Source organism: Indioceanicola profundi (assembly GCF_003568845.1).
In the GTDB taxonomy this organism is placed as follows: Bacteria; Pseudomonadota; Alphaproteobacteria; order Azospirillales; family Azospirillaceae; genus Indioceanicola; species Indioceanicola profundi.
This window is the reverse complement of record NZ_CP030127.1, coordinates 453,830-474,793: the sequence shown is the minus strand read 5'-3', so window position 1 is coordinate 474,793 and position 20,964 is coordinate 453,830. Positions and strand designations below refer to the sequence as shown.

Sequence of the window (20,964 nt, the reverse complement as noted above, 5' to 3'; positions counted from 1 at the left end):
AGCTTACCCGTATCCGCTTTCCATCAGCTGGGCTGCTAGTTCGGGATCGGTCCGCAATGCCGTCGGCGTAGTACCGAGCCAACGCCGAAAGTCGCGGGTCATGTGTGCCTGATCTGCATAATAGTGATCAGCGGCAACCGCGGCCAATGGTTCACGTCCGCTGTCGACTGGCTTCAATACCGCCCGGGCTGCCCGACGCACGCGTGCGAGCCGAAGCCAATAGCCTGGTGATTGCTGGGTGTGATGCATCGAGAACCGCTGAAGCTGGCGTGGCGGGACCCCAAGCTGCTTCGCGGCCGTATCTATGCTACTCGCCTCGGCTAAACATGCCAGCATCTCCTCTACCTTGGGACACAACCGGCTGAATTCGTTAATCAGGGGCAGCGCCTGGTCCGGTTCTGGATCACGTTCTCGCAGCGAGTTGAGCAGGCGCTCGTCATCCAGGATCGTGCCAGGGCGCAGCCGGAAGCCATGGAACGAGGCTCCAGACGCGACGGCAACATCATAGGTGTGCTCCTGAAGGCCCGAGATGAACCAGACTGGCCGTTTCGCTAAATCCATTCGCAGGATCAGGTCGCGGCAGCCATCAGGCGAGACCCGAACAGTCCCCTCCTCCTCCTGCAGACCGCTCCAACAAGCCAGGATCGTCGTGCCGCTTATCATGAAGGTAACTCCGAAAAGCTACACAGAGCGACCGTCGCCATATTTTCTACAGTCGGCGCTCAGTGCTCTCAGGTTCTGCTGATTATGCCAGAACGAGGAGGAAGCGCGGCAATAAACTCAGCCCGGGGCTTGTAAGAGCGGACGCTCCGCTTGTGACTTGCATGCGGAAATCCGATGTCCCGATGAACAGGAAGGAGATACATCATGCATACTGATGGCGGACAGCCTTGGCTCGTTATTGAAGGGGTGGTGGGCGGTGGCTTGGAACTGTTTCACGGTGAGGCCAGGAGACCACCTGCTACTGAGACAGAGTGCGACCAGATCGTGCGGAATTGGGTTCGGCTTGAGGAGGATGCACGAGATCGGCACCGTTACTGGGCCCGGACCTCATTAGAGAGATTCCCTGGATTGGAGACCGCTCTTGGGATGCGGGTCGCGCTGATACAGGCCGGATCGGCCGAAGATGCCGTCTCGATGTTCGGTGATTGCCAGTCTATACAGTTATCGCTGGATTCGGAACTGGCCATCAGGGCCGCAATCGAGCAGATCACCAAGATGGCAGTTTCCTCAGAAATGACGCCAACAGCTTATGGGCCATCCACTAGGATATGTCCCCGGTAGACATCCGTGTCTCCTCCGAGCCGCTCCATTGCGAGATCGAGATGGCCATTCCGCTGGGCCTCATTGTCAACGAACTTGTGACCAACAGCCTGAAGCATGCTTTCCCCGATGGCCAGCCCAGCAGGATCGAGATCACCTGCCGCCGAAGACGGGAAACGCACCAGGTGGAACTTGCAGTGAGCGACGATGGGGTGGGCTGGCCGCCGGGCGGACCGGGCGGCAGTGGCCTGGGGACAGCCTTGGTGGGGGCCCTTACCGCCCAGCTAGGAGGCAGCTTGCAGACAACGTCCCATGGCGGCACCTGCACACGCGTACTGGTCTGCGGCGACCGCTTTGAGAGCGCCACAACGCCGAAGAGAGTCCCTCAGTTGAGCGCGACGGATTAGTAGCGGCATACGCATCGCGTTCAGATCGAAAGCAGTTTCGGAATAGCCCTTCGGCAAAACGGGCCGCTGCTGATGGCTACCAGAAAAGCTGTCCTCCCTCGCTCCTCGATTAGTGTGACGTTAGGTATCTGCCAGCTGCTCATGCCCCTGCTGGGCTGGGCTGTTGGGATTTCCTTCGCCGACCTGGTGCAGTCCGTCGACCATTGGGTCGCCTTCATCCTGTTCAGCCTGATCGGCGGCTCAATGGTGCGCAATGCCTTGTCCAGCCGAGATGACGATCCCGCGGTTGCCAAACGGACCAGCTGGCTGGCCCTGCTCAGCACCGCTGTCGCCACCAGCATAGATGCCAGTGCGGTTGGCGTCGGGCTGGCAATGGCCGACATCGACATTGCCGTCGTGGCGACGCTGGTTGGGCTGGTCACCTTCGCTATGGCCTTCGGAGGCGTGCTGCTCGGCCGCGCTGTTGGGCCAGTGCTGGGCCGCCGCCCCGAACTGGTTGGCGGTCTTGGCCTCGTGGCGATCGGCACCAAGATCCTGCTGGACCATATGGACGTATAGACCCTGTACCACGGAGGCCATCATGTGTTGTCGATCCGCGGTTGAGCGTGCCTTCACGGAGATGAAGACATCCGGGGCTCCGGAGAAGCACGCCATTGAAGCGGCGCTGTTCATCTACCGCCTGCACCATCCCGATGTTCCGGCCAACCGAGCCGAAGCCGAGGTGGCCCGCTGGACCGTTGCCCGACGGGTCCATTGACGACCTCAGAGGACGTTGGTTGTTGGGTTGGGGAACCTTTTATTGCCTCGGCAGTTGCCAAGCCGAGCAGTTGCTCACCTTCATGCGGGAGCATTGAGTGAAGCTGGGCCGACCCCATGGGCGTGGGGTCGGCCCGTTTGCGTCTACCTGGACCACACGCACCAGGCGCTAAAGCATGCGGCCATTGTCAGCTTGGTGATCGGTGACCCATTCCTCGCCCGCTGGAACCTTCGGGCCCTGGTTCCTGCAAGCCTTCATCTCTTCAGCGTCGCGGTGAACCACTGCTCGTGACCCGGAAGTGGGCGGTGAACAGGCAAGGCGATCCGGCGGGCCTTCACTGCTTAAGCAGGCGGATCACCCTCGTTGGTTCCACGGCAATCAAGCTCTTACTGTCGCGGGAGAAGTCCCAGTTCCTCGGCCAGGATGGCGCGGGCGCGGGCAACACGGCTGTTCAGGGCGGCCACCGGAATGCCCAGTTGATCGGCCGCCTGCCGATAGCTGAGGCCATCCACGCAGACGAGTGTCAGCGCGTCCCGGAGGTCCCGTGGCAGGGCAATCATCGCGTCCTGGGTGGCTTGAAGCTGGGAACGGGCGGGAACATCGGCGATGTCGGTGCCGACAATATCTGTACCCCAGAGCCGCTCCCGTGCGACGTCCGGGTCCATCCACCGTTGCAGTCGGCTGATTAGTAACTTTCCGATGCGGGTGATCTCGAATATGGCATGGCCTGCGAGGGCTGCGAGCGGGAACAGCTTGGGCACGCTGTACGGCGCTGCCGACAGACCAGTCGCGGCAGTCATATCCACTGCGGAATCAGCCTTGCTCCAGCTGGTACCTGATTGCGTTTTGTATGAACCCGCCAAAGTCATGGCACGTCCCCGCGCTTCAGGAAGCCCGTAAGCTCCCGGATCAAAGGAGGTCAGGTTGTGAATACATTGCAATTCTGCCCGAGCCGGTATTAGGACACAATTTTGTCCAAATACACATGAGCGTTCCCAGGATTATCGCCTTATTGCACAAGGCAGGCGCATCAGGATTTAAGGGCGATGCGCCTATCTGAACGGAAGCATAAAGGGCAACGGAGGCGAGATCGTTTGAGGCGTGAACCTCAGGCATAAGCCTCACTCAATTCGGTCCAGGAATAGGAACTACCGGTTCTTGCTTCCAAGATCTGACCACCAACCTAGTAGATACCTGAACGATCAGCAACATCAAGCGTGTGCCACCCCTTTTTCGGGTGCTGAAGCGACATGCAACGCGTACGACTACTCTATTCCTCGAAAACAGCGCCATTCCGGGACCAGATTCTTCAAAACCGAGGCAACTCGACATTCTGGTGGGCTCTGTACCGCACAGAGACTTAACGTGCCGGTTCTTAAACCAGGGCAGGACTTTTGAAAACAAGCAGGGTAGCTGGCAAGGTCCAGATCGACTTCAACGGGCGATCCAAACGGATGTTCAGGGAGACGCCAACTGCTCCGGCAAGACGTCCACCTTCCATCGACCAATTGGACTCGGTGCGCCTCTCTTAAGAGCTTTCTTACTGGCCTGGTCTCCAGCTGGAACATTTCTGCTCCCCTGCAATCGAAAGGTCCTTGCCCTTTGAGTTCCACACGGCCGGTAGGCCAGGAGAGAAGTAGGGTTTCCTGGTGAACAGGCCTCTGCCAGACGCGCCACAGAGCGCGTGCTCCTCACCAGTGGAGGGTAAAATGACGGGAGGAACGTTCGCTGTTCTAACGACTAAAGACCGGCAAAAGACGGCCAACCAAGGGCACCCGCTGCGAAACTGTGTACCGTGCCGACAAGCCAGGTCCCCGATGGCAGACCCGCGGGATCTTCTCGCGCTGACGCTGCTGCTGACCTCGGCCATGGCGCCCTGGTCCCTTGCCATGGCGCAGAGCGCAAGTCCGCCGCCTGCCGCTGAAGCCGAATGGACCACGCCCGCAGGCACACTTCAGGGCACCAGGTTCAGTGCTCTGGATCAGATAAACCCCAGCAATGTCGGACGCTTGGTCGAGGAGTTCAGCTTCGAGACGGGCGTGGAGGCTGGACATGAGGGCGCGCCGCTGGTCATCGGCAACACCATGTATATGGTCGGGCCCTTCCCGAACAAACTCTTCGCCCTCGACCTGACGCGGCCCGGGGAGACCCGTTGGGTGTTCGACCCCGATGCCGATCCCTTCGCCCAGGGCAAGGCCTGTTGCGATATCGTCAACCGGGGTGCGGCCTATCACCGGGGCAAGATCATCTACAATGTGCTCGACAACACCACGGTGGCCGTGGACTACGCCACCGGACAGGAGGTGTGGCGCACCGTACTCGGCGACCCGGCCACCGGTCAGACCATGACCATGGCGCCGTTAGTGGTGGAGGACAAAGTCTTTGTCGGCAATAGCGGCGGCGAGATGGGGGTGCGTGGCTTCATCGCCGCCCTCGACGTCAACACCGGCAGGGAAGTTTGGCGGGCCTATAGCACCGGCCCCGACAGGGAGGTGTTGATCGGCGAGGGGTTCCGCCCCTTCTACCCCAAGGACAGCGGCAGTGATCTCGGCGTCACCACCTGGCAGGGAGAGGAGCCTGATCTCTGGCGGCAAGGCGGCAGCACGGTCTGGGGCTGGGTGACTTACGACCCGGAGACCGGGCTCCTTTATCACGGCACCGCCAACCCCGGCGTCTGGAATCATGAGATGCGCCCGGGCGACAACAAATGGTCCACCACCATCTTTGCCCGGCGGCCGGAGGATGGCCAGGCCGTCTGGGCCTACCAGATGACCCCGAACGACGCCTGGGACTATGACGGCGTCAACGAGAGCATTCTGGTCAACCGACCCATCGGCGGTTCGGAGCGCCAACTGCTGGTGCGCTTCGACCGGAATGGCTTTGTCTATACCATGGACCGGACAACTGGCGAGATCCTGTCCGCCAAGCCTTTTGTACCGGTCAACTGGGCCAGCGGCATTGATCTGGAGACCGGCCTGCCTGTGGAGAATCCGGAAAAGCGTCCCCGGCAGGGTGTCGTCGTCAAGGATATCTGCCCGGCCGCTCCCGGCGGCAAGGACCAGCAGCCTGCCGCCTACTCGCCCCAGACCGGGCTGTTCTACGTGCCGTCCAACAACATCTGCATGGATTTCGAGGGGTTGGAAGCTCTTTACATCGAGGGCACGCCCTTTGTCGGCGCCAGTGTCAAGATGAAGGCCGGTCCGGGCGGCTATCGCGGCGAGTTCTTCGCCTGGGATGTCGAAACCGGCGAGAAGAAATGGGCCATCCAGGAGAAATGGCCGGTTTGGAGCGGCGTGCTGGCCACAGCGGGCGGCGTCGTCTTCTACGGCACAATGGATGGATGGTTCAAAGCAGTGGACGCCGATACCGGTGAGGTTCTGTTCAAGACCCAGTTCGATTCCGGCATCATCGGCCACCCGATGACCTTCATTGGACCCGATGGCAAACAGCGCGTGGCCATTTATTCCGGGGTCGGCGGTTGGGCTGGGGCCATCGTTCCGGCCGAGCTCTCGCCGGAGGATCCCTATGCGGCCCTGGGGGCCGTCGGCGCCATGGCGGAACTTCCCCGCGATACCAAGCCGGGCGGTGCGGTGCATGTGTTCCGGCTGGCCGACTAGGCCAGCCGCCGCTCCTGCACAGATGCGTGAACACACCGCACAAACGGTATCGGACCAGGAGGTCCAATGTTTCAGACAGGCAAAATAGCCCGACGGGCGCTGCTCGGGCTTGCACTCGCTGGCACACTGACAGTCACCCAGGCCGGTGCCGAGCCGCGGGTGCTACGGGTTTGCGCCAGCCCTGACAATCTGCCCTTCTCCAACCAGCGTGAGGAAGGTTTTGAAAACAGGATCGCGCAACTCATCGCCGAGGAGATGAACGCCAGCTTGAGCTACACGTGGCATCCACAGCGACGCGGCTTTATCCGCCGGACCCTCAAGGCCAGGCTGTGCGACTTGGTGATGGGCGTGCCCAGCAGCTTCGAGATGGTGCTTCCGACCCGGCCCTATTACGCCTCCAGCTATGTCTTTGTAACGGCGAAGGACCGGCATCTTGGCCTTCGGTCTTTCGATGATCCGGTTCTGCGCACACTCAGGATCGGGCTGCACGCCATCGGGGACGACGGGGCCAATCCCCCACCGGCCCATGCGCTGGCCCGCCGGAACATCACCGCCAACATCCGTGGCTATACGATGTGGGACGTGGATGCGGCGGAGAACCCGCAGGCCAGGATTATCGATGCCGTGGCTTCGGGGGAGATCGACGTTGCCATTGTCTGGGGCCCCCTGGCCGGGTACTTCGCCAAGAACCGCGATCTGCTGGTGGAGCCGGTCTCTCCCAGCATCGAACCACCGAACCTGCCCTTCGTCTACGCAATCTCCATGGGGGTTCGCCACGAAGACGCGGCTCTGAAGCGGGAGGTGGACAGCATCCTGGAGCGCCGCCGCGACGATATTGACCGGATTCTGGAGGAGTACGGCCTACCGCGGGTGCAGATACCGGGTCGAGCAGGCCCGTCATAGCCCGTGTCTCTCATGAGCGAATAATCAACCGAGAGGAGTCGATCATGCGCATGATGCTGGGCCTCCTCGGGGCCACTGCACTGGTAACCTTTTCCCTTCCCGCTGCCGCGCGGGATGGCAACGCCGTAGAAGGGCGCCGCCTGTTCTTGCAGGAGAACTGCTATATCTGCCACGGCGGGCGCGGCGGCGGCGGTATGGGGCCGAACCTCAGGGACGACCGCCCCAACGACCGCCGCATCCGGGATGCGGTCCTCAACGGCACGCCGACGGGAATGCCGCCCTATGCCGTTCGCCTGGACGAGCGGGATGTGGAGAACCTGATCGCCTATCTGCGCAGCCTGCGGGACAAGGACGAGCCGACCTTTACCCACTGGTGGGAGCCGATTCCACGTGGGCGCAGCCGCTAAGCATATGTAGGTCTCCAGGAACCAAGGCGGCAGCCAGTCGACTGCCGCCTTGGAAATCCTACCCATGGGAGACAAGGTTCAGCCCAAAACGCTTTTGATAGGCCCGCCGTGGCGCCGGTCTGGTCCTGCGGAGTTGGTGTGCTCCCCGTCAGGCCTTCACGGCTGGGCCAGCCGTCTCGACGATGGATGAGAGTTCGGCATCGTTCAGATCACCGACCACGACATAGGTCTGGCCATTCTCCACCCAACTGGCCACCCCCAGCCCATGATGCCGGTCGGCCATAGGTGCACGGTTCTCACCGCCCGCAGCAGCAACGCACAAGGCGATCGGCAAGCGACCTTCGGCTGTATACATCAGCTGCGCCACCGGCACAGTGCCCAGGGTGAGGAGCCGGGCCCCGGCGAACTGGAACCCTACTACCTCCAGGTCCGGCACATGCAGAGGGCCGTGGAGTCGTCCCCCCAGCCACTGCTCGATGTGGGCCTGCTGGCTCGCAGGCACCTCGACCAGGTGCTCGCGCTCGGTCATGTAGACGGTGTGATAGGCCGCGACCTCGTCATGCAGATGGGCAACCTCTTCCCCTGACAACTCGGAAAGCGGCCCGACCCGGACCGAGATGATCAGCATGACCGCCGCCGCCATAGCGACTGCCGCAGCAGCTGCACGCTTCCATGCTTGGGATTCGCGACGGCGGCGGGGCATAATGGACGCCGTTCGTGGGAGCACCGCCTTATCGGAAAAGGCCGCGTGCAGCAGGATACGCGACTGCCGCAAATCCTCCACTATGGCCCTCACCATGGGATCCGCCGCGATGCTGGCCTCGACCTCTGGAACCAAGTCGTCTTGCAGTTCCCCATCGACATAGGCCACCAGCCGATCCGGCCATATCACAGTGGCTATTGGTCTGTTCTCTGGTGCGGTCATTCTGCGGCCCTCCGGAAGGAGAGGCTGCGTCGCTCCCTTAGACTTTTCATCAAGGCCAGCCGCCCGCGGGATAGCCTGCTCATCACAGTGCCAATGGGAATGCCCAGCTGGTCGGCGGCCTGCTGGTAAGAAAGACCGTCCACACAGACCAGGATCATCACGGATCGTTGTTCGGCCGGAAGGCTGCCAAGCACCCGGCGGACATCACCCAAGGAAATGTGGGACTCGACATCTAGCCAGCCATCATGGCAATCGGCCATACAGCCGGTTTCCAGCCGCTCGGCTGATGCCTGTTGATGCTTGTTCCGCTTCCAGTCCTGCCAGACATTGCGGATGAGCCGCTTTGCCCAAAGGTCAATTCCCTGCCCTTCGGACGCCGGAGGAGGATCATCAGACAGGGCCCGTTTGCAGGCTTCCTGAACCAGGTCATCCGCTGCGTCCTCAGAGGGGGCCAGGGTCCGTGCGAACCGGCGGAGCATGGGCAGGGACCGGATCAGATCTCTCATGGCGCACCTGTCACGTCCGAAGGAACCGCGGAAGCCGCCGCATGCTTCTGGACAGTTCCAGGTGAACCGCCGCCCGGCGTGACGCCAGTGGGGACATGGTGGCCAGGCCAGGTATCGCGGACCTGATTGGTGAGCCGGATCAGTTCACCTTCATCAAGCGGCCCCAACAGAGCCAGGAAGAAGCCGTGCTGATCCCATTCGGTGATGCGCAAATCGCGGATGGCGCCCATCTTTGGCGGTCGGTCGTCTCCGCCCGAAGGTGTGATGCACATGGCGATCGGCGACCGGCCGGGGGCGGTGAAGAAGAGTTCAACCGCAGGCGCTGATCCCTCTTGCAGCACCTGGCTTGCTGTCAGGGTCCAGCCGGGCAGGTGCGGGATCGAGGTTGGGGCGCCAAGCTGGTGGCTGAGCCATTCCGTGGCTTGTTCCTCCAGAACGCCCGGCATCAAAACCATTCCCGGGAGATTTTCCGCATAGAGCGAGAACCGTTCCGCCGCGGCATGCAGCAGCCGCTGCCGTGACGGGTCGACCGCCTGGTCGAACAGACTGCTTCCCGCCCAGAGCAGCCCCGCAGCACAGGCCGATGCGACGCCGACTTTTGCCAGCAGCCTTGGGCGGCCGGGGTGCTTACCGGATGGAACCGTTTGGTCTTGTCGCAGGCGTATTTGGGAGCCGGGACCAACCACCCTGACCAGGCTGGATATTGTGCGGAAGGCGTCTAGCCGGGCCGCCGCATCTGGGTCCCGCCGGAGCTCTGCCTCGACGAACGCCAACTGTTCCACGCTCAACTCCCCATCCAGATACGCCACCAGGAGTTCGTCCGTCAGCTTGGCCATGTCATTTCTCGCACTGAGCTTTGGAGGCTCCTGCCGCCGGAGCCGTGGCGCAGCTGGACCAAGCTATCAGCGACGTGGCGGTCGTTGTCCTCTCCCCTATGAGGGCCAGAGCTAGGCGGAATTCCACGCTGCCCTTCTGCCCTGGCTGGAGACGAGGCAGATGACCAACTTTCCTTTGAAGCGTAAGGGTTACTGCCGAATCAGCGGCAACCGGAGCCCCGGTCTTGCCTGGACTGACGTTCAGGGGCTTTCCTGCTGCGCCCCAGCGCCTGCGGCCGCGACGGGTTGACCTGCGGGGGGCATCCCAGACTGGCAAAGCCCATCTCTGGCGGATTTAGCATGACCTGGCAGCCGAGGCATTCGCCCCATCAGCTTGCAAATGTCGAGTTCGGGTCCTACCTTGTCGCACATGCGCTGGTTCGCAATCATCGCGCTGCTTGCGGCGTTCATGATCAGCATCCCCGGCTTTTCCCATGCCGTGGATGAGGCGCATAGCCATGGTCAGGTTTCCGTGGACAGCGACACCGACGCGCCGATGGGCAAGAGGTTCGTCGACTGCCATCACGGCTGCGGCCATTCCCATGCGGCCAACCATGTGTCGCCGGTCCGGGTGAGTGCCCCGGTGACCTGGATATCGAGCCATTATCCCGCGGACAGGCCCCCGGCGCCGGAGAGCGCCGATCCGTCCCCGCCCTACAAGCCTCCGCGCGCTTGAGCGAACCGACTTCGTCCGGGTGATGGCCCCTGGCCGCACCCGGTGTTCGCTCGTCCGCACGCGGAGACCACATGCGCGCGCATTTTGCAGCCGCCCTGGCGATCGGAATCGCCTGGGCGCCAGCCGTCGAGGCTCAGCAGCCGCCGACCGCTGCCCAATCCCCTCTACCCTCATCCTCCATTCTCACCCCAGAAGCCGCGATCGTCCGCGCACTGGATGTTGCCCCGCGTGCCGCGGCGGCGGCGGCCCGGCTCGATGCGGCTGCGGGAAACCTTGATCAGGCCGGAGCTCTTCCGAACCCGGAGTTCGGTGTCGAGGTGGAGAATTTCGAAGGCTCCGGGCCGTTCTCCGGCTTTGACAGTGTCGAGACCACCTACGGCCTGTCCCAAACCATTGAACTCGGCGGCAAGCGCAGCGCCCGCGTGGATGCTGCCCGTGCCGCGCGCCTGGCCGCCCGGCATGACCTCGCCGCGGCTCAGCTGGACCTTGCCCGCGACGTTCGGGCCGCCTTCACCGAAGCCGTCGCTGCCCAACAGGACGTCGGCCTCGCCGCGGAGCGCGTCCGCCTGGCGCAGGAGGTCGAACGATCGATCCAGGCCCGAGTCGAGGCCGGACGCGAGACAACCGTGCAGGCGAGCCGGGCCGAGATCGCGCGCCGCCAAGCCGAGATCGCCCTGGAGCAGGCCCGCCGCCGTGCTGCCGCCGGACAGCAGGTCCTCAGCAGCCTGATCGGGCTGGAACCGTCCATCCTGGTGCTGGACGACAGTTGGTTCACGCGCCTGAATGCTCCGGCACTGACTGCAGAGTCTCCCCCTGTTGAGACTCCCGATCTGCTGCGCCGGGAGGCGGATGTCCTGCGCGGCCGGGCGGAACTGGAGGTGGAGCGCAGCCGCGCCGTCCCGGATGTCACCGTGTCCGCGGGCGTGCGCCAGTTCCATGAGACCGACGACAATGCTTTCCTGGTCGGCGTCAGCATCCCCATCCCGGTGTTCGACCGGAACCGGGGCGCTATTGCCCGGGCACGGGCCGAGGTCGTGGCCGCGGAAGCCGAGCTCGCGGCCGAACGGCTGGACTTGAGCCGCCGGGTCACGGCCGCCCGGGCCAATCTGGATGCAGCCCGCGACACGGCCTCCGCCCTCCAGGCGCAGATCATTCCTGTGGCCGAGCAAGCGTATCGTGCGGCGCAGGAAGGCTACCAGCAGGGCAAATTCTCCTACCTGGATGTCCTGGATGCGCAGCGCACGCTGTTCGATGCGCGCCGCGACCTGATCGGCGCCCTCCAGGGCTTCCACACTGCGCGCGCCGACCTCGAGCGGCTGCTGGCGACCACCCCGAACGGGGAGAGGTGATTCCATGAAGAAGACTGTGATCGGCGTGTCCGTGCTGGCCCTGATGGCCGCCGGAATCGGCTATTGGAGCCTCAACCAGGGCAGCAGCCCCATTCCCACTGCGTCCACCCAAGAGGCCCCTGCAGCTGGCGACAACCATGAGCATGGCGAGGAGGATGAACACGCTCATGAGGAGGGCGGGGCCAACGATAGCCATGGCAGCGCAGGCGAGGATACCCATGGCCACGGTGACGAGCACGGCCACGAGGACGCGCACGGCCATGAGGATGAGGAAGGCGCCATCCACCTGACCGAGGCCCAGATTGGCCGCTCCAACATCAAGGTCGTCGAGGCTGGACCAAGCGAGGTCTCGACGGAGGTCCAGGTCATGGGCACCATTGTGCCCGATGCCGACCGGATGGCCCATGTCACGACCCGCGTTCCGGGCGTCGTCGCGGAGGTGCTGAAGCGCCTGGGCGACCAGGTCGCCGCCGGAGACGTGCTGGCCGTGCTGGACAGCCGCGACCTGGCCGAGGCCAAGGCCGACTACCTGGCGGCCTTGCGCCAGGAAGCGCTCGCCAGCACCACGCTGAAGCGCGAAGAGGACCTCCGGCGCAAGAAAGTCTCGGCCGAGCAGGACTATCTCGACGCCAGCACGGCGGCGGAGACCAGCCGGATCGCCCTGGATGTGGCCCGCCAGCGTCTGGCCACCTTGGGCCTGACCGACGCTGAACTCGAGGCTCTGCCCAAGCAGGACCCGCGGGCCATGAGCCGCCTGGAGGTCCGCGCCCCGATGAGTGGGCGGGTCACGGAACGGAATGCGATCCGTGGCGAACTGATTTCGGCGGAGAAGGAGATCTTCACGGTCGCCGATCTCTCCACCGTCTGGGTGGAACTGCCCGTCTATGCCAGCGACATACCGCAGGTCCGTGAAGGCCAGGTGGTCACCGTCAAGGGGCCTGCGGGACAGACGGTCCAAGGAAAGGTGATCTTCACTGGCCCCACCATCGACCCGCAGACCGGGGCAGCCCGCGTCGTCGCCAGCCTGGAGAACCCGGATGGCACATGGCGCCCCGGCGACTTCGTGTCTGGGGCGATCGCCAGCGGCGGTGAACCGGCGGACGTCGCGGTGCCCGCCTCGGCACTCCAGACCCTGAACGGGGAAACCGTGGTGTTCGTCCGGAATGAGGAAGGCTTCGAGACCCGTGTCGTCGAGGTCGGCCGCCGCAGCAGCAGCACGGCGGAGATCGTGTTCGGGCTTTTTCCCGGCGATCCGGTGGCCAGCGGCAACACCTTCCTGCTCAAGGCCGAAGCCTCACGGGGTGCCGCCGAGCACTCCCATTCGCATTGAGGAGCGCTGGCATGATCGAACGCATCCTCACCTTTGCCGTCCAGCGGCGCTTCCTCATCGTGCTGCTGGTGGCCGTGGCCGCGGCGTTCGGGGCGCAGTCGCTGCTGCGTCTGCCGATCGACGCCGTGCCCGACATCACCAACAACCAGATCCAGATCACCACGCTCGCCCCCGCCCTCTCGCCCTTCGAAATCGAGCAGCAGGTCACATACCCGGTGGAAACGGCGCTCGCCGGGATCGCCGGGCTGGACAGCACCCGCTCCATTTCGGTCAACGGGCTGTCGCAGGTCACCGCGATCTTCGACGAGGAGGTGGACATCTACTTCGCCCGCCAGCAGGTGGGCGAGCGCATCACGCAGGCGAAAGACCTGCTCCCGCCCGGGCTGACGCCCACCATGGGCCCGATCTCCACCGGGCTTGGCGAAGTCTATATGTGGACCGTGGAGTTTGCGCCCTTTGTCCCGGAAGAAGCGCAGACCGGGGAGCCGGGCTGGCAGCCGGACGGCTCCTACCTGACGCCAGAGGGCGAACTCCTGGTCAGCGAAGCCGACCAGGCGACATATCTGCGCACGGTCCAGGACTGGATTGTGTCGCCCCAGATGAAGGGTGTGGATGGGGTTGCGGGCATCGACACCATCGGCGGTTATGTAAAGCAGTACCATGTCCTGCCGGACCCGGCCCGGCTGGTCGCCTACGGCCTCACCTTTGCCGATCTGACCCAGGCGCTGGAACGGGCGAACCAGAGTCTGGGGGCCGGTCAGCTTGAGCGCAATGGCGAGCTCTTCATTGTCCGCTCCGACGGCCGCATCTCGACATCGGCCGAGATCTCCAACGTGGTGGTCGCCACGCGGAGCGGCGTTCCGGTGCGCCTGGCTGACGTGGCGGCTGTCCAGCCCGGCCAGGAAATCCGCACCGGCAGCGCCAGCGAGAACGGCCGGGAGGTGGTGGTCGGCACCGCCCTGATGCTGATCGGGGAGAACAGCCGCACGGTTGCCGCCGCGGTGGACGCCAAGCTCCAGGACATCCGGAGTTCCCTTCCGCCGGACATCGTGGCGAAGACGGTGCTGGACCGCACGGACCTTGTGAACGCGACGATCAAGACCGTGGCGAAGAACCTGACCGAAGGCGCCCTGCTGGTGATCACCGTGCTGTTCCTGCTGCTCGGCAATGCCCGGGCAGCCCTGATCACGGCGGCCGTCATCCCCATCACCATGCTGCTGACCGCGACGGGCATGCTCGAGGCGGGCGTCAGCGCCAACCTGATGAGCTTAGGCGCTCTCGACTTCGGCCTGATCGTGGATGGCGCCGTGATCATCGCGGAGAACTGTCTCCGCCGTCTCGGTGAGCGCCAGCACGATCTCGGCCGTGTGCTGACCCTGCGGGAGCGCTTGCACGAGGTCACCGTCGCGGCCAAGGAGATGATCCAGCCCTCCGTCTACGGGCAGGCCATCATCATCGTGGTCTATCTGCCGCTCCTCACCTTCACCGGGGTGGAGGGCAAGATGTTCGAGCCCATGGCGCTGACCGTGATCATCGCCCTGGTCTGCGCCTTCATCCTGTCCTTGACCCTGGTTCCGGCCCTGATCGCCATCTTCGTCAGTGGCCGGGTCGAGGAGAAGGAGAATGCCGCGATCCGCCAAGTAGGGCGGGCCTACCGGCCCCTGCTCGATCGGGCGCTAAAGGCGCCGCTCCGCGTCGCTGCCATCACCGCCATTTTGTTCGGCGGCAGCCTGCTGCTCTTCACCCAGCTGGGCCAGGAGTTCATCCCGCAGCTGGATGAGGGCGACGTGGCCCTGAACGCCTTCCGCATTCCCAGCACCAGCCTGCCCCAGGCTACAGCCCAGCAGATGGAGATCGAGACGGCAGTCGCCGCCTTCCCGGAGGTGGCCTACGCCTTCTCGAAAACCGGGACGGCCGAGATCGGCACGGACGTGATGCCGCCCGGCATCTCCCACATGTTCGTGATGCTGAAGCCCCGCGACCAGTGGCCGGACCCGGACCTCTCGAAGGCGGACCTGATCCAACGCCTGGAGGCCGCCGTGGGCGAACTACCAGGCCAGGTCTATGAGGTCAGCCAGCCCATCCAGCTGCGCTTCAACGAACTCCTGGCGGGCGTGCGCGGCGATGTCGCCATCAAGGTATTCGGCGATGACTTCGAGACCTTGTTGGCCACTGCCAATGAGATCTCAGGCGTTGTCCAGGGCGTCGAGGGCGCTGCCGACGTGCGCGTCGAGCAGGTCTCGGGCGCCTCCTTCATGAATGTCGAGGTGGACCGGGCCCGGGCCGCACGCTTCGGGCTCAGCGTGGCTGACGTTCAGGGGGTGGTCGCCATGGCGGTCGGCGGCCGCGAGGCAGGGCTGGTGTACCAGGGCGACCGGCGTTTTGAGATTGTGGCCAGGCTGCCGGAGAGCCTCCGTAACGATCCTACCGCTCTTGAATCTCTGCCCATCCCACTTCCGCCGGTTATCGTCGACGGCCAGGGAGCAGGGGCTGTCCGCACCGTGCCGCTGGGCGAGGTGGCGAGCTTCACCGTTACGGAAGGCCCGAACCAGATCAGCCGGGAGAACGGTAAGCGCCGCATCGTCGTCCAGGCCAATGTCCGTGGCCGGGATATCGGCTCCTTCGTGGAGGAGGCGCAGGCCCGCATTGCGGCCGAGGTTACGGTGCCGCCCGGCTACTGGGTGGATTGGGGCGGGCAGTTCGAGAACCTGATCGCGGCCCGCGAGCGGCTGATGATTGTGGTCCCGGCCTGCTTCGCTCTGATCTTCCTGCTGCTCTACAGCGCCCTCGGCTCGGCCCGGGATGCCGTGCTGGTGTTCAGCGGCGTGCCGTTGGCGCTGACCGGCGGCATCCTGGCGCTGTGGCTGCGGGGCATGCCGTTCTCCATCTCGGCTGCCGTCGGCATGATTGCACTGTCCGGCATCGCCGTGCTGAACGGGCTGGTGATGCTCTCCTACATTCGCCAACTCCGCATCCAGGGCATGGCTCTGGAAGACGCCGTGCGCGTGGGCGCGCAGACCCGTCTGCGCCCGGTGCTGATGACGGCCCTGGTGGCGAGTCTAGGCTTTGTCCCCATGGCGCTGTCCACCAGCGTCGGGGCCGAGGTCCAGCGGCCGATCGCCACCGTGGTCATCGGCGGGCTGATCACCGCCACGCTGCTGACCCTGCTCGTGCTTCCGGCTCTCTACCGCCGCTTCGCCAGACCCCTGACCGTCGAGGAGGACCTGCCCGAACAGGCGGCTCCCGTGGGACACGCCGCGGAATAGGAGCTCGCCCTTGTGGCGGACGCGCTCCATAATTTCAGTGATGCGGCGTCGCTCGGCGTTGGACTGTTCGCCCGCCGGATCTCACGCCGCCATTCTGACGAGCGGCGCACCTTCGGCTATGCGCAGGCCGAGGTGATCGAGGCTCTGGTGAATCTCACCACCCTCATCATCGTGAGCTTTTATCTGATCGCCAAGGCTGTGGGCCGGGTCTTCTGCAAACACGAACCGGGACGCTGGAACATCGTCATCGATGCCGGAAGCGCCTTGGCCATCGACATCGCGACCGCCCTGTTGACCCTGTCGAAGGGCAACATGAACAATGGCCACCTTCATCCATAACCTCTCGGATGCTGGCGCCTCGGTCGGCGTCATCATCGCCGGTACGCTCATCGTCCTGTACCAATGGTACTGGCTGGACCTCGCCGTCGCGCTGTGTTCAGAGCCAATCAGCGACACGACCAAGCCCCGGAGTGGACCGGGGTTTTTGCTTTATAATGGACGGAAGTATGACTGGCGGATGGTAGTGTTCTGCATGTGGATGGTAAGTGTTCAAAGATTCTGTTTCAGCCATTCACTTATATTCTGAGGATACCCAAGCCAAGCAGTCTCGCCGGACAGCTTTCCAGCAAAGAGCTTATCGTTTGTATGCAAGCAGTAATTAAGTTTATCTCTGATCTGAACAGAATTCTGATCTGTGCAGATTATCCAAACCGACTGCTGCATATGCCAGTAGGTTCCGTACGCCTCAAGTTTTTTGATGATGCAATCGTAGTTTTGACCCTATTTCATCAGGTCATAAGTAACAATGTAGGATGGCATGCGCTTCTCCAAAGTGACAGCGCTGACAGCCTATTTCCGTACCCGTAGCGCGCCAATGATCTAGCGCATTACCGCCATAATTATAGTCTATATGTATGCGCTGACCTTTTCGACTTTCAGGTAACTGGACGGAACAACCATAGCGGACGGCAGGGCCGCGACCCTGCCGTCCTGTCTGTCAGAACCAGAAACGGATTCCAGCCAGCACCGAGAAGACGTCCGGATCCTCGCCTTTCGCCCGAGCGAAGTCCGCGGTCTGGCCCAGCTGCCGCTCCCATTGGACGCCGACATAGGGCGCGAACTCCCGTACGATCTCGTACCGGAGCCGCAGCCCCAGCCCGATGTCGCTGATCCCGGCGCCGATGCCCAACTCCTCGACGTCCTGGAGGGCGAAATTCACCTCCGCGACCGGCTGCAGGATCAGCTTCTGCGTGATCAGCAGGTCGAACTCCGCCTCGGCTGAAGCCGTGAGGTCACCATCCTCGCTGAGGAAGGCCTGGGCATCCACCTCGAAGAAGTAGGGCGCCAGCCCCTGGAGGCCGAGAACCGCGTAGGTGGTCTGCGGCTGCGGGCGGATGTCGTGCCGGATGCCTACCTGGACGTCCCAGAAGTCGCCGATCATGCGGCTGTAGAGAAGCTGGATGTCCGCCTCCTCCACGGCACCATCGACCGGCTTCTCGCCTTCCGTCGTCAGCCAGATCTTCTGGTAGTCGCCGCCGACGAAGGCTTCGGCCTCCCAGTTCACGGAGTTCTCGCCGTCCTGCCAGCGGTGCTCGAGCCGGTCGACCAGCACGGTCCACAGCAATGGCTCCTCATGGAAATCCTGGGCTTGGTTGACATCGACCGTCTGGGCCACGCCTGCCGAAGCCGTCATGGCGGTGGCCACCGCAGCGGCGGCCGCGAGGCTACCCTTCAACATGCGCATTGTTCTTCTCCCGCCTCAAAGGCTCGCCGTGCGCGGCTCGACGATGAAGCGCGTCATCATGCCGGAGGCCATGTGGTAGAGCAGGTGGCAGTGGAACGGCCACTCACCCGGTTCGTCCGCCGTCAGCACCACCGACGTGGTCTTGCCGGGCGGCACCAGCACGACATGCTTTCTCGGCCTGCGGTCGGTCTGGCCGTTCTCGACCTCCATGAACATGCCATGCAGGTGCATCGGGTGCGCCATCATGGTGGTGTTCACGAACCTGATCCGGACACGGTCGCCATAGCTCACCCGGATCGGGTCGCCATGGCCGAACTTCTGACCGTTGAGAGTCCAGATGTACCGCTCCATGATGCCCGTCAGCCTAACCTCGATCTCCTGTGTGGGCTCCCTTAGATCCTCGTTCTTCGTGAGTGATTTCAGGTCAGCATAGGACAGGGCCTTCGCACCCGGCGGGGTGCCTGCGTCGGCCCAGCCAACGGCCTCTCCATCGCGTGTACCGGTCTGCATGCCGTGGCCCATGGCTGCGTGGTCCGTTCCGGCTGATCCGTGCCCCATGGATGCGTGATCCATGCCGTTGGAGCCGTGATCCATCGCACCATGGTCCATGCCGCCGTGGTCCATGACACCATGGCCTATAGCAGAATGATCATGGCCGGTCGCGCCGTGGCCCATGGCGGAATGATCCATTGAGGAATGGTCCATCTCCGCGGAGCCATGTCCCATCGTGGAGTGGTCCATTGTTTCATGAGGCATGGCGAAGTGGCTTGTTGTGCCATGTCCCATTGCACTATGGTCCATATTGGCGGCTCCATGCCCCACCGCGGAATGGTCCATTCCACTGGAACTGTGGCCCACGGCGGCGTGGTTGGCCGCGGGTTTAGCGACGCCCGTCGTGATGCCTGCCGACCCTGATGCTTCGGTCGGGGCGCCGTGTCCGGCCGCACCATGGTCCATTCCGCCGTGCCCCATTGCACCATGATCCATGCCCATGTCTTCCATGGTCAGGATGGCGCGCGGCCGCATCTCGGGAATTTCCCCCTCCATGCCTTCACGGGTGGCCAGCGTCGCCCGGGCGTAGCCGGTGCGGTCGATGGACTCCGCGAAGAAGGTGAAGGGCTTGTCCTCGGTGGGGTGCACGATGACGTCATAGGTCTCGCCCACCCCGAAGCGGAACTCGTCCACCTTGACCGGCAGCACATTCTGGCCGTCGGCGGCAACCACGGTCATCGGCAGCCCGGGGATGCGGAGGTCGAAGATCGTCATGGCCGAGCCATTGATGATCCGCAGCCGGACGCGCTCGCCCGGCTTGTACAGGGCCGTCCAGTTGTCCCTTGGTCCCTTGCCGTTGACGAGGAACTTGTAGCCGGTCACGTCGGCCAGGTCGGTCGGGTCCATGCGCATCTGCCCCCAGGCCCGGCGGTCGGCCCAGGCGGCCTTGAACCCGTCCTCCCGGACATCGCGGAAGAAGTCCAGCAGGGTGCGCTTCTCGTTGTTGTAGTAGCCCTCGCTGACCTTCAGCTTGCGCAGCACGGTCTCCGGATTGTCGGCGGTGTGGTCCGACAGCAGGACCACATAGTCCCGGTCGGCGCGGATCGGGTCACGGCCCGCGGGCTCGATCACGATGGCGCCGTACATGCCCTCCTGCTCCTGGGATGCGGAGTGGCTGTGGTACCAGTAGGTCCCGGCCTGGCGCAGATTGAAGCGGTAGGTGAAGGTCTGGCCCGGCTGGATGGGATCGAAGCCGTTGAAGCCGGGCGAGCCATCCATGAAGCCGGTGATGAGCAGCCCGTGCCAGTGGATAGAGGTCGGTTCGTCCATGCGGTTGGTGACATGGACAGTGATCTCCTGGCCCTCGCGCCAGCGCATGATGGGCGCCGGGATCGAGCCGCCCATGGAAATGGCGGGCGTGGTCTCCCCGTCGATGGTGATCCGGGTGTTCTCCACCAGGAGCTCGTACTCCTGGTCGGACGAGGCGAAGCTGCGGCGGCCGGGGTAGATGGTCAGGTACCCGGCAACTCCGGCAGCCCCTGCCAGCTTCAGGGCATCCCGGCGGGACAGCCCGGCATTCTGTTCGTGCATAATCTCCTCCGTCAGCGGCTGAAGTCGATCTTGCCCACCATCCCGGCCTCGTAATGGCCCGGGACGTTGCAGGCGTACTCAAGCGTGGCCGCCTCGGGGAAGGTCCAGGCCAGTTCGGCCGACTGGCCGGGCTCGACAAGGACGCTGTTGGAAGCGTCATGCTCCATGGCTCCCATCGCGCCGTGGTCCATGCCCGGCATATTGGAATGATCCATGTCCATCATGTCGTGGTTCATGCCGGTGGGCGTGATCATTCCGTGCTCGGCCATCATCGCCATCTCCTTCTGGTGGGCGGCGTGCATGGCGGCGGTACCGATGGTGAACGCGTGTAGGAGGTCGCCGGTGTTCTTGACGACGAAGCGCACGGTTTCGCCGGGCTTCACCTGGATGGAGCCGGGCTCGTAGAAGATGTCGCCGATCTCCACCTCGACCGTGCGGGTGGCTTGGCTTGGCTTGGCGGGCTGCCCAATGGCGCCTGCGTGCGTGTGGCTTGGGTCAGCCATCGCAGGGATCGAGATGAGGGTGGAAATAGCGAACAGGGCGCCGGAAAGGGCACCGAAGCGGGTGGTCATGATGTGGATTCCGTCTGTAAAGGCGCGCGGGATCGGGCCGCCATGCGAGGCGGCTCGAATCGTGAGCGGTTCGGTTTAGGGACCGAAAGCGGTCACGCGCGCGGCGGACGGATCGGCGGAGCCAAGGTCCCGGTCGGCCCCGTGATGTTCTCCACGGGTTCGCGGGTCCTCTGGGACTCGGGAGCGTTCAGGCTGCTGAACACCGCCGGAAGAGCGGTGACGGCGCACCAAGCGGGGCAGCAGCCTCCCTGGGCAGCGTGCGACGTCTCAGTCGGATGCGCACCC

The 20,964-nt window shown here is 63.9% G+C and carries 20 protein-coding genes; 12 read left to right on the top strand and 8 right to left on the bottom strand.

Going from position 1 to position 20,964, the window contains the following annotated elements:
• Nucleotides 1–3: 3 nt before the first annotated feature.
• Nucleotides 4–663, bottom strand: coding sequence for an AraC family transcriptional regulator (locus DOL89_RS18410; protein WP_119680829.1), 660 nt, complete (start codon nt 661–663; stop codon nt 4–6).
• Nucleotides 664–1,271: 608 nt separating this feature from the next.
• Between DOL89_RS18410 and DOL89_RS18400 the strand changes: the two genes are divergently transcribed.
• The 3 genes from DOL89_RS18400 to DOL89_RS25025 all read left to right on the top strand — a co-directional run bounded on the left by DOL89_RS18400 (nt 1,272) and on the right by DOL89_RS25025 (nt 2,427).
• Nucleotides 1,272–1,670, top strand: a complete 399-nt coding sequence (locus tag DOL89_RS18400; RefSeq protein WP_119680827.1) for an ATP-binding protein — start codon at nt 1,272–1,274, stop codon at nt 1,668–1,670.
• 72 nt (nt 1,671–1,742) lie between these two features.
• Nucleotides 1,743–2,228, top strand: coding sequence for a manganese efflux pump MntP (locus tag DOL89_RS18395; protein WP_119680826.1), 486 nt, complete (start codon nt 1,743–1,745; stop codon nt 2,226–2,228).
• A 22-nt stretch (nt 2,229–2,250) separates the two neighbouring features.
• Nucleotides 2,251–2,427: a hypothetical protein gene (locus DOL89_RS25025; RefSeq protein WP_162937660.1), complete on the top strand. Its 177-nt coding sequence runs from the start codon at nt 2,251–2,253 to the stop codon at nt 2,425–2,427.
• A 386-nt stretch (nt 2,428–2,813) separates the two neighbouring features.
• On the opposite strand, the gene DOL89_RS18390 is transcribed toward DOL89_RS25025, so the two are convergent.
• The gene (locus tag DOL89_RS18390; protein WP_162937659.1) at nt 2,814–3,227 is read right to left on the bottom strand and encodes an RNA polymerase sigma factor; all 414 of its coding nucleotides are present in this window, start codon (nt 3,225–3,227) and stop codon (nt 2,814–2,816) included.
• Nucleotides 3,228–4,244: 1,017 nt separating this feature from the next.
• On the opposite strand from DOL89_RS18390, the gene DOL89_RS18385 reads away from it, so the two are divergent.
• From DOL89_RS18385 to DOL89_RS18375, 3 genes are all read left to right on the top strand, one after another.
• Complete coding sequence (locus DOL89_RS18385) at nt 4,245–6,044, top strand: methanol/ethanol family PQQ-dependent dehydrogenase (RefSeq protein WP_119680824.1); 1,800 nt, start codon at nt 4,245–4,247, stop codon at nt 6,042–6,044.
• 66 nt (nt 6,045–6,110) lie between these two features.
• The gene (locus tag DOL89_RS18380) at nt 6,111–6,947 is read left to right on the top strand and encodes a substrate-binding domain-containing protein (protein ID WP_119680823.1); all 837 of its coding nucleotides are present in this window, start codon (nt 6,111–6,113) and stop codon (nt 6,945–6,947) included.
• Between the two features lie 44 nt (nt 6,948–6,991).
• Nucleotides 6,992–7,354 (top strand): c-type cytochrome, encoded by a 363-nt coding sequence (locus DOL89_RS18375; protein ID WP_119680822.1) that lies wholly within the window; start codon nt 6,992–6,994, stop codon nt 7,352–7,354.
• A gap of 148 nt (nt 7,355–7,502) precedes the next feature.
• On the opposite strand, the gene DOL89_RS18370 is transcribed toward DOL89_RS18375, so the two are convergent.
• The 3 genes from DOL89_RS18370 to DOL89_RS18360 are packed head-to-tail and all read right to left on the bottom strand — an operon-like array spanning nt 7,503 to nt 9,621.
• Complete coding sequence (locus tag DOL89_RS18370) at nt 7,503–8,225, bottom strand: anti-sigma factor family protein (RefSeq protein ID WP_119680821.1); 723 nt, start codon at nt 8,223–8,225, stop codon at nt 7,503–7,505.
• Nucleotides 8,226–8,275: 50 nt separating this feature from the next.
• Complete coding sequence (locus tag DOL89_RS18365; protein WP_119680820.1) at nt 8,276–8,785, bottom strand: RNA polymerase sigma factor; 510 nt, start codon at nt 8,783–8,785, stop codon at nt 8,276–8,278.
• Nucleotides 8,782–9,621 carry an anti-sigma factor family protein gene (locus DOL89_RS18360; protein ID WP_119680819.1) on the bottom strand — a complete coding sequence of 280 codons (840 nt, stop codon included), beginning with the start codon at nt 9,619–9,621 and terminating at the stop codon, nt 8,782–8,784. The genes DOL89_RS18365 and DOL89_RS18360 overlap by 4 nt, the downstream gene beginning before the upstream one ends.
• A gap of 379 nt (nt 9,622–10,000) precedes the next feature.
• Between DOL89_RS18360 and DOL89_RS18355 the strand changes: the two genes are divergently transcribed.
• The 6 genes from DOL89_RS18355 to DOL89_RS25620 all read left to right on the top strand — a co-directional run bounded on the left by DOL89_RS18355 (nt 10,001) and on the right by DOL89_RS25620 (nt 16,867).
• Nucleotides 10,001–10,336 (top strand): hypothetical protein, encoded by a 336-nt coding sequence (locus DOL89_RS18355; RefSeq protein ID WP_162937657.1) that lies wholly within the window; start codon nt 10,001–10,003, stop codon nt 10,334–10,336.
• Nucleotides 10,337–10,407: 71 nt separating this feature from the next.
• Nucleotides 10,408–11,685, top strand: coding sequence for a TolC family protein (locus DOL89_RS18350; protein WP_119680817.1), 1,278 nt, complete (start codon nt 10,408–10,410; stop codon nt 11,683–11,685).
• A 4-nt stretch (nt 11,686–11,689) separates the two neighbouring features.
• The gene (locus DOL89_RS18345) at nt 11,690–13,015 is read left to right on the top strand and encodes an efflux RND transporter periplasmic adaptor subunit (protein WP_119680816.1); all 1,326 of its coding nucleotides are present in this window, start codon (nt 11,690–11,692) and stop codon (nt 13,013–13,015) included.
• A gap of 11 nt (nt 13,016–13,026) precedes the next feature.
• Nucleotides 13,027–16,281 (top strand): efflux RND transporter permease subunit, encoded by a 3,255-nt coding sequence (locus tag DOL89_RS18340; protein ID WP_119680815.1) that lies wholly within the window; start codon nt 13,027–13,029, stop codon nt 16,279–16,281.
• Nucleotides 16,282–16,293: 12 nt separating this feature from the next.
• A complete protein-coding gene (locus tag DOL89_RS25625; protein WP_225890039.1) occupies nt 16,294–16,620 on the top strand; it encodes a cation transporter in 327 nt (108 codons plus the stop codon).
• Complete coding sequence (locus DOL89_RS25620) at nt 16,601–16,867, top strand: hypothetical protein (RefSeq protein WP_225890038.1); 267 nt, start codon at nt 16,601–16,603, stop codon at nt 16,865–16,867. The genes DOL89_RS25625 and DOL89_RS25620 overlap by 20 nt, the downstream gene beginning before the upstream one ends.
• 411 nt (nt 16,868–17,278) lie before the next feature.
• On the opposite strand, the gene DOL89_RS18330 is transcribed toward DOL89_RS25620, so the two are convergent.
• From DOL89_RS18330 to DOL89_RS18320, 3 genes are read right to left on the bottom strand one after another with little or no spacing between them, the layout of a single operon-like run.
• Complete coding sequence (locus DOL89_RS18330) at nt 17,279–18,025, bottom strand: copper resistance protein B (RefSeq protein WP_225890037.1); 747 nt, start codon at nt 18,023–18,025, stop codon at nt 17,279–17,281.
• 15 nt (nt 18,026–18,040) lie between these two features.
• Nucleotides 18,041–20,107 carry a copper resistance system multicopper oxidase gene (locus tag DOL89_RS18325; protein ID WP_119680814.1) on the bottom strand — a complete coding sequence of 689 codons (2,067 nt, stop codon included), beginning with the start codon at nt 20,105–20,107 and terminating at the stop codon, nt 18,041–18,043.
• 11 nt (nt 20,108–20,118) lie between these two features.
• Complete coding sequence (locus DOL89_RS18320) at nt 20,119–20,679, bottom strand: cupredoxin domain-containing protein (RefSeq protein WP_119680813.1); 561 nt, start codon at nt 20,677–20,679, stop codon at nt 20,119–20,121.
• Between the last annotated feature and the right edge of the window lie 285 nt (nt 20,680–20,964).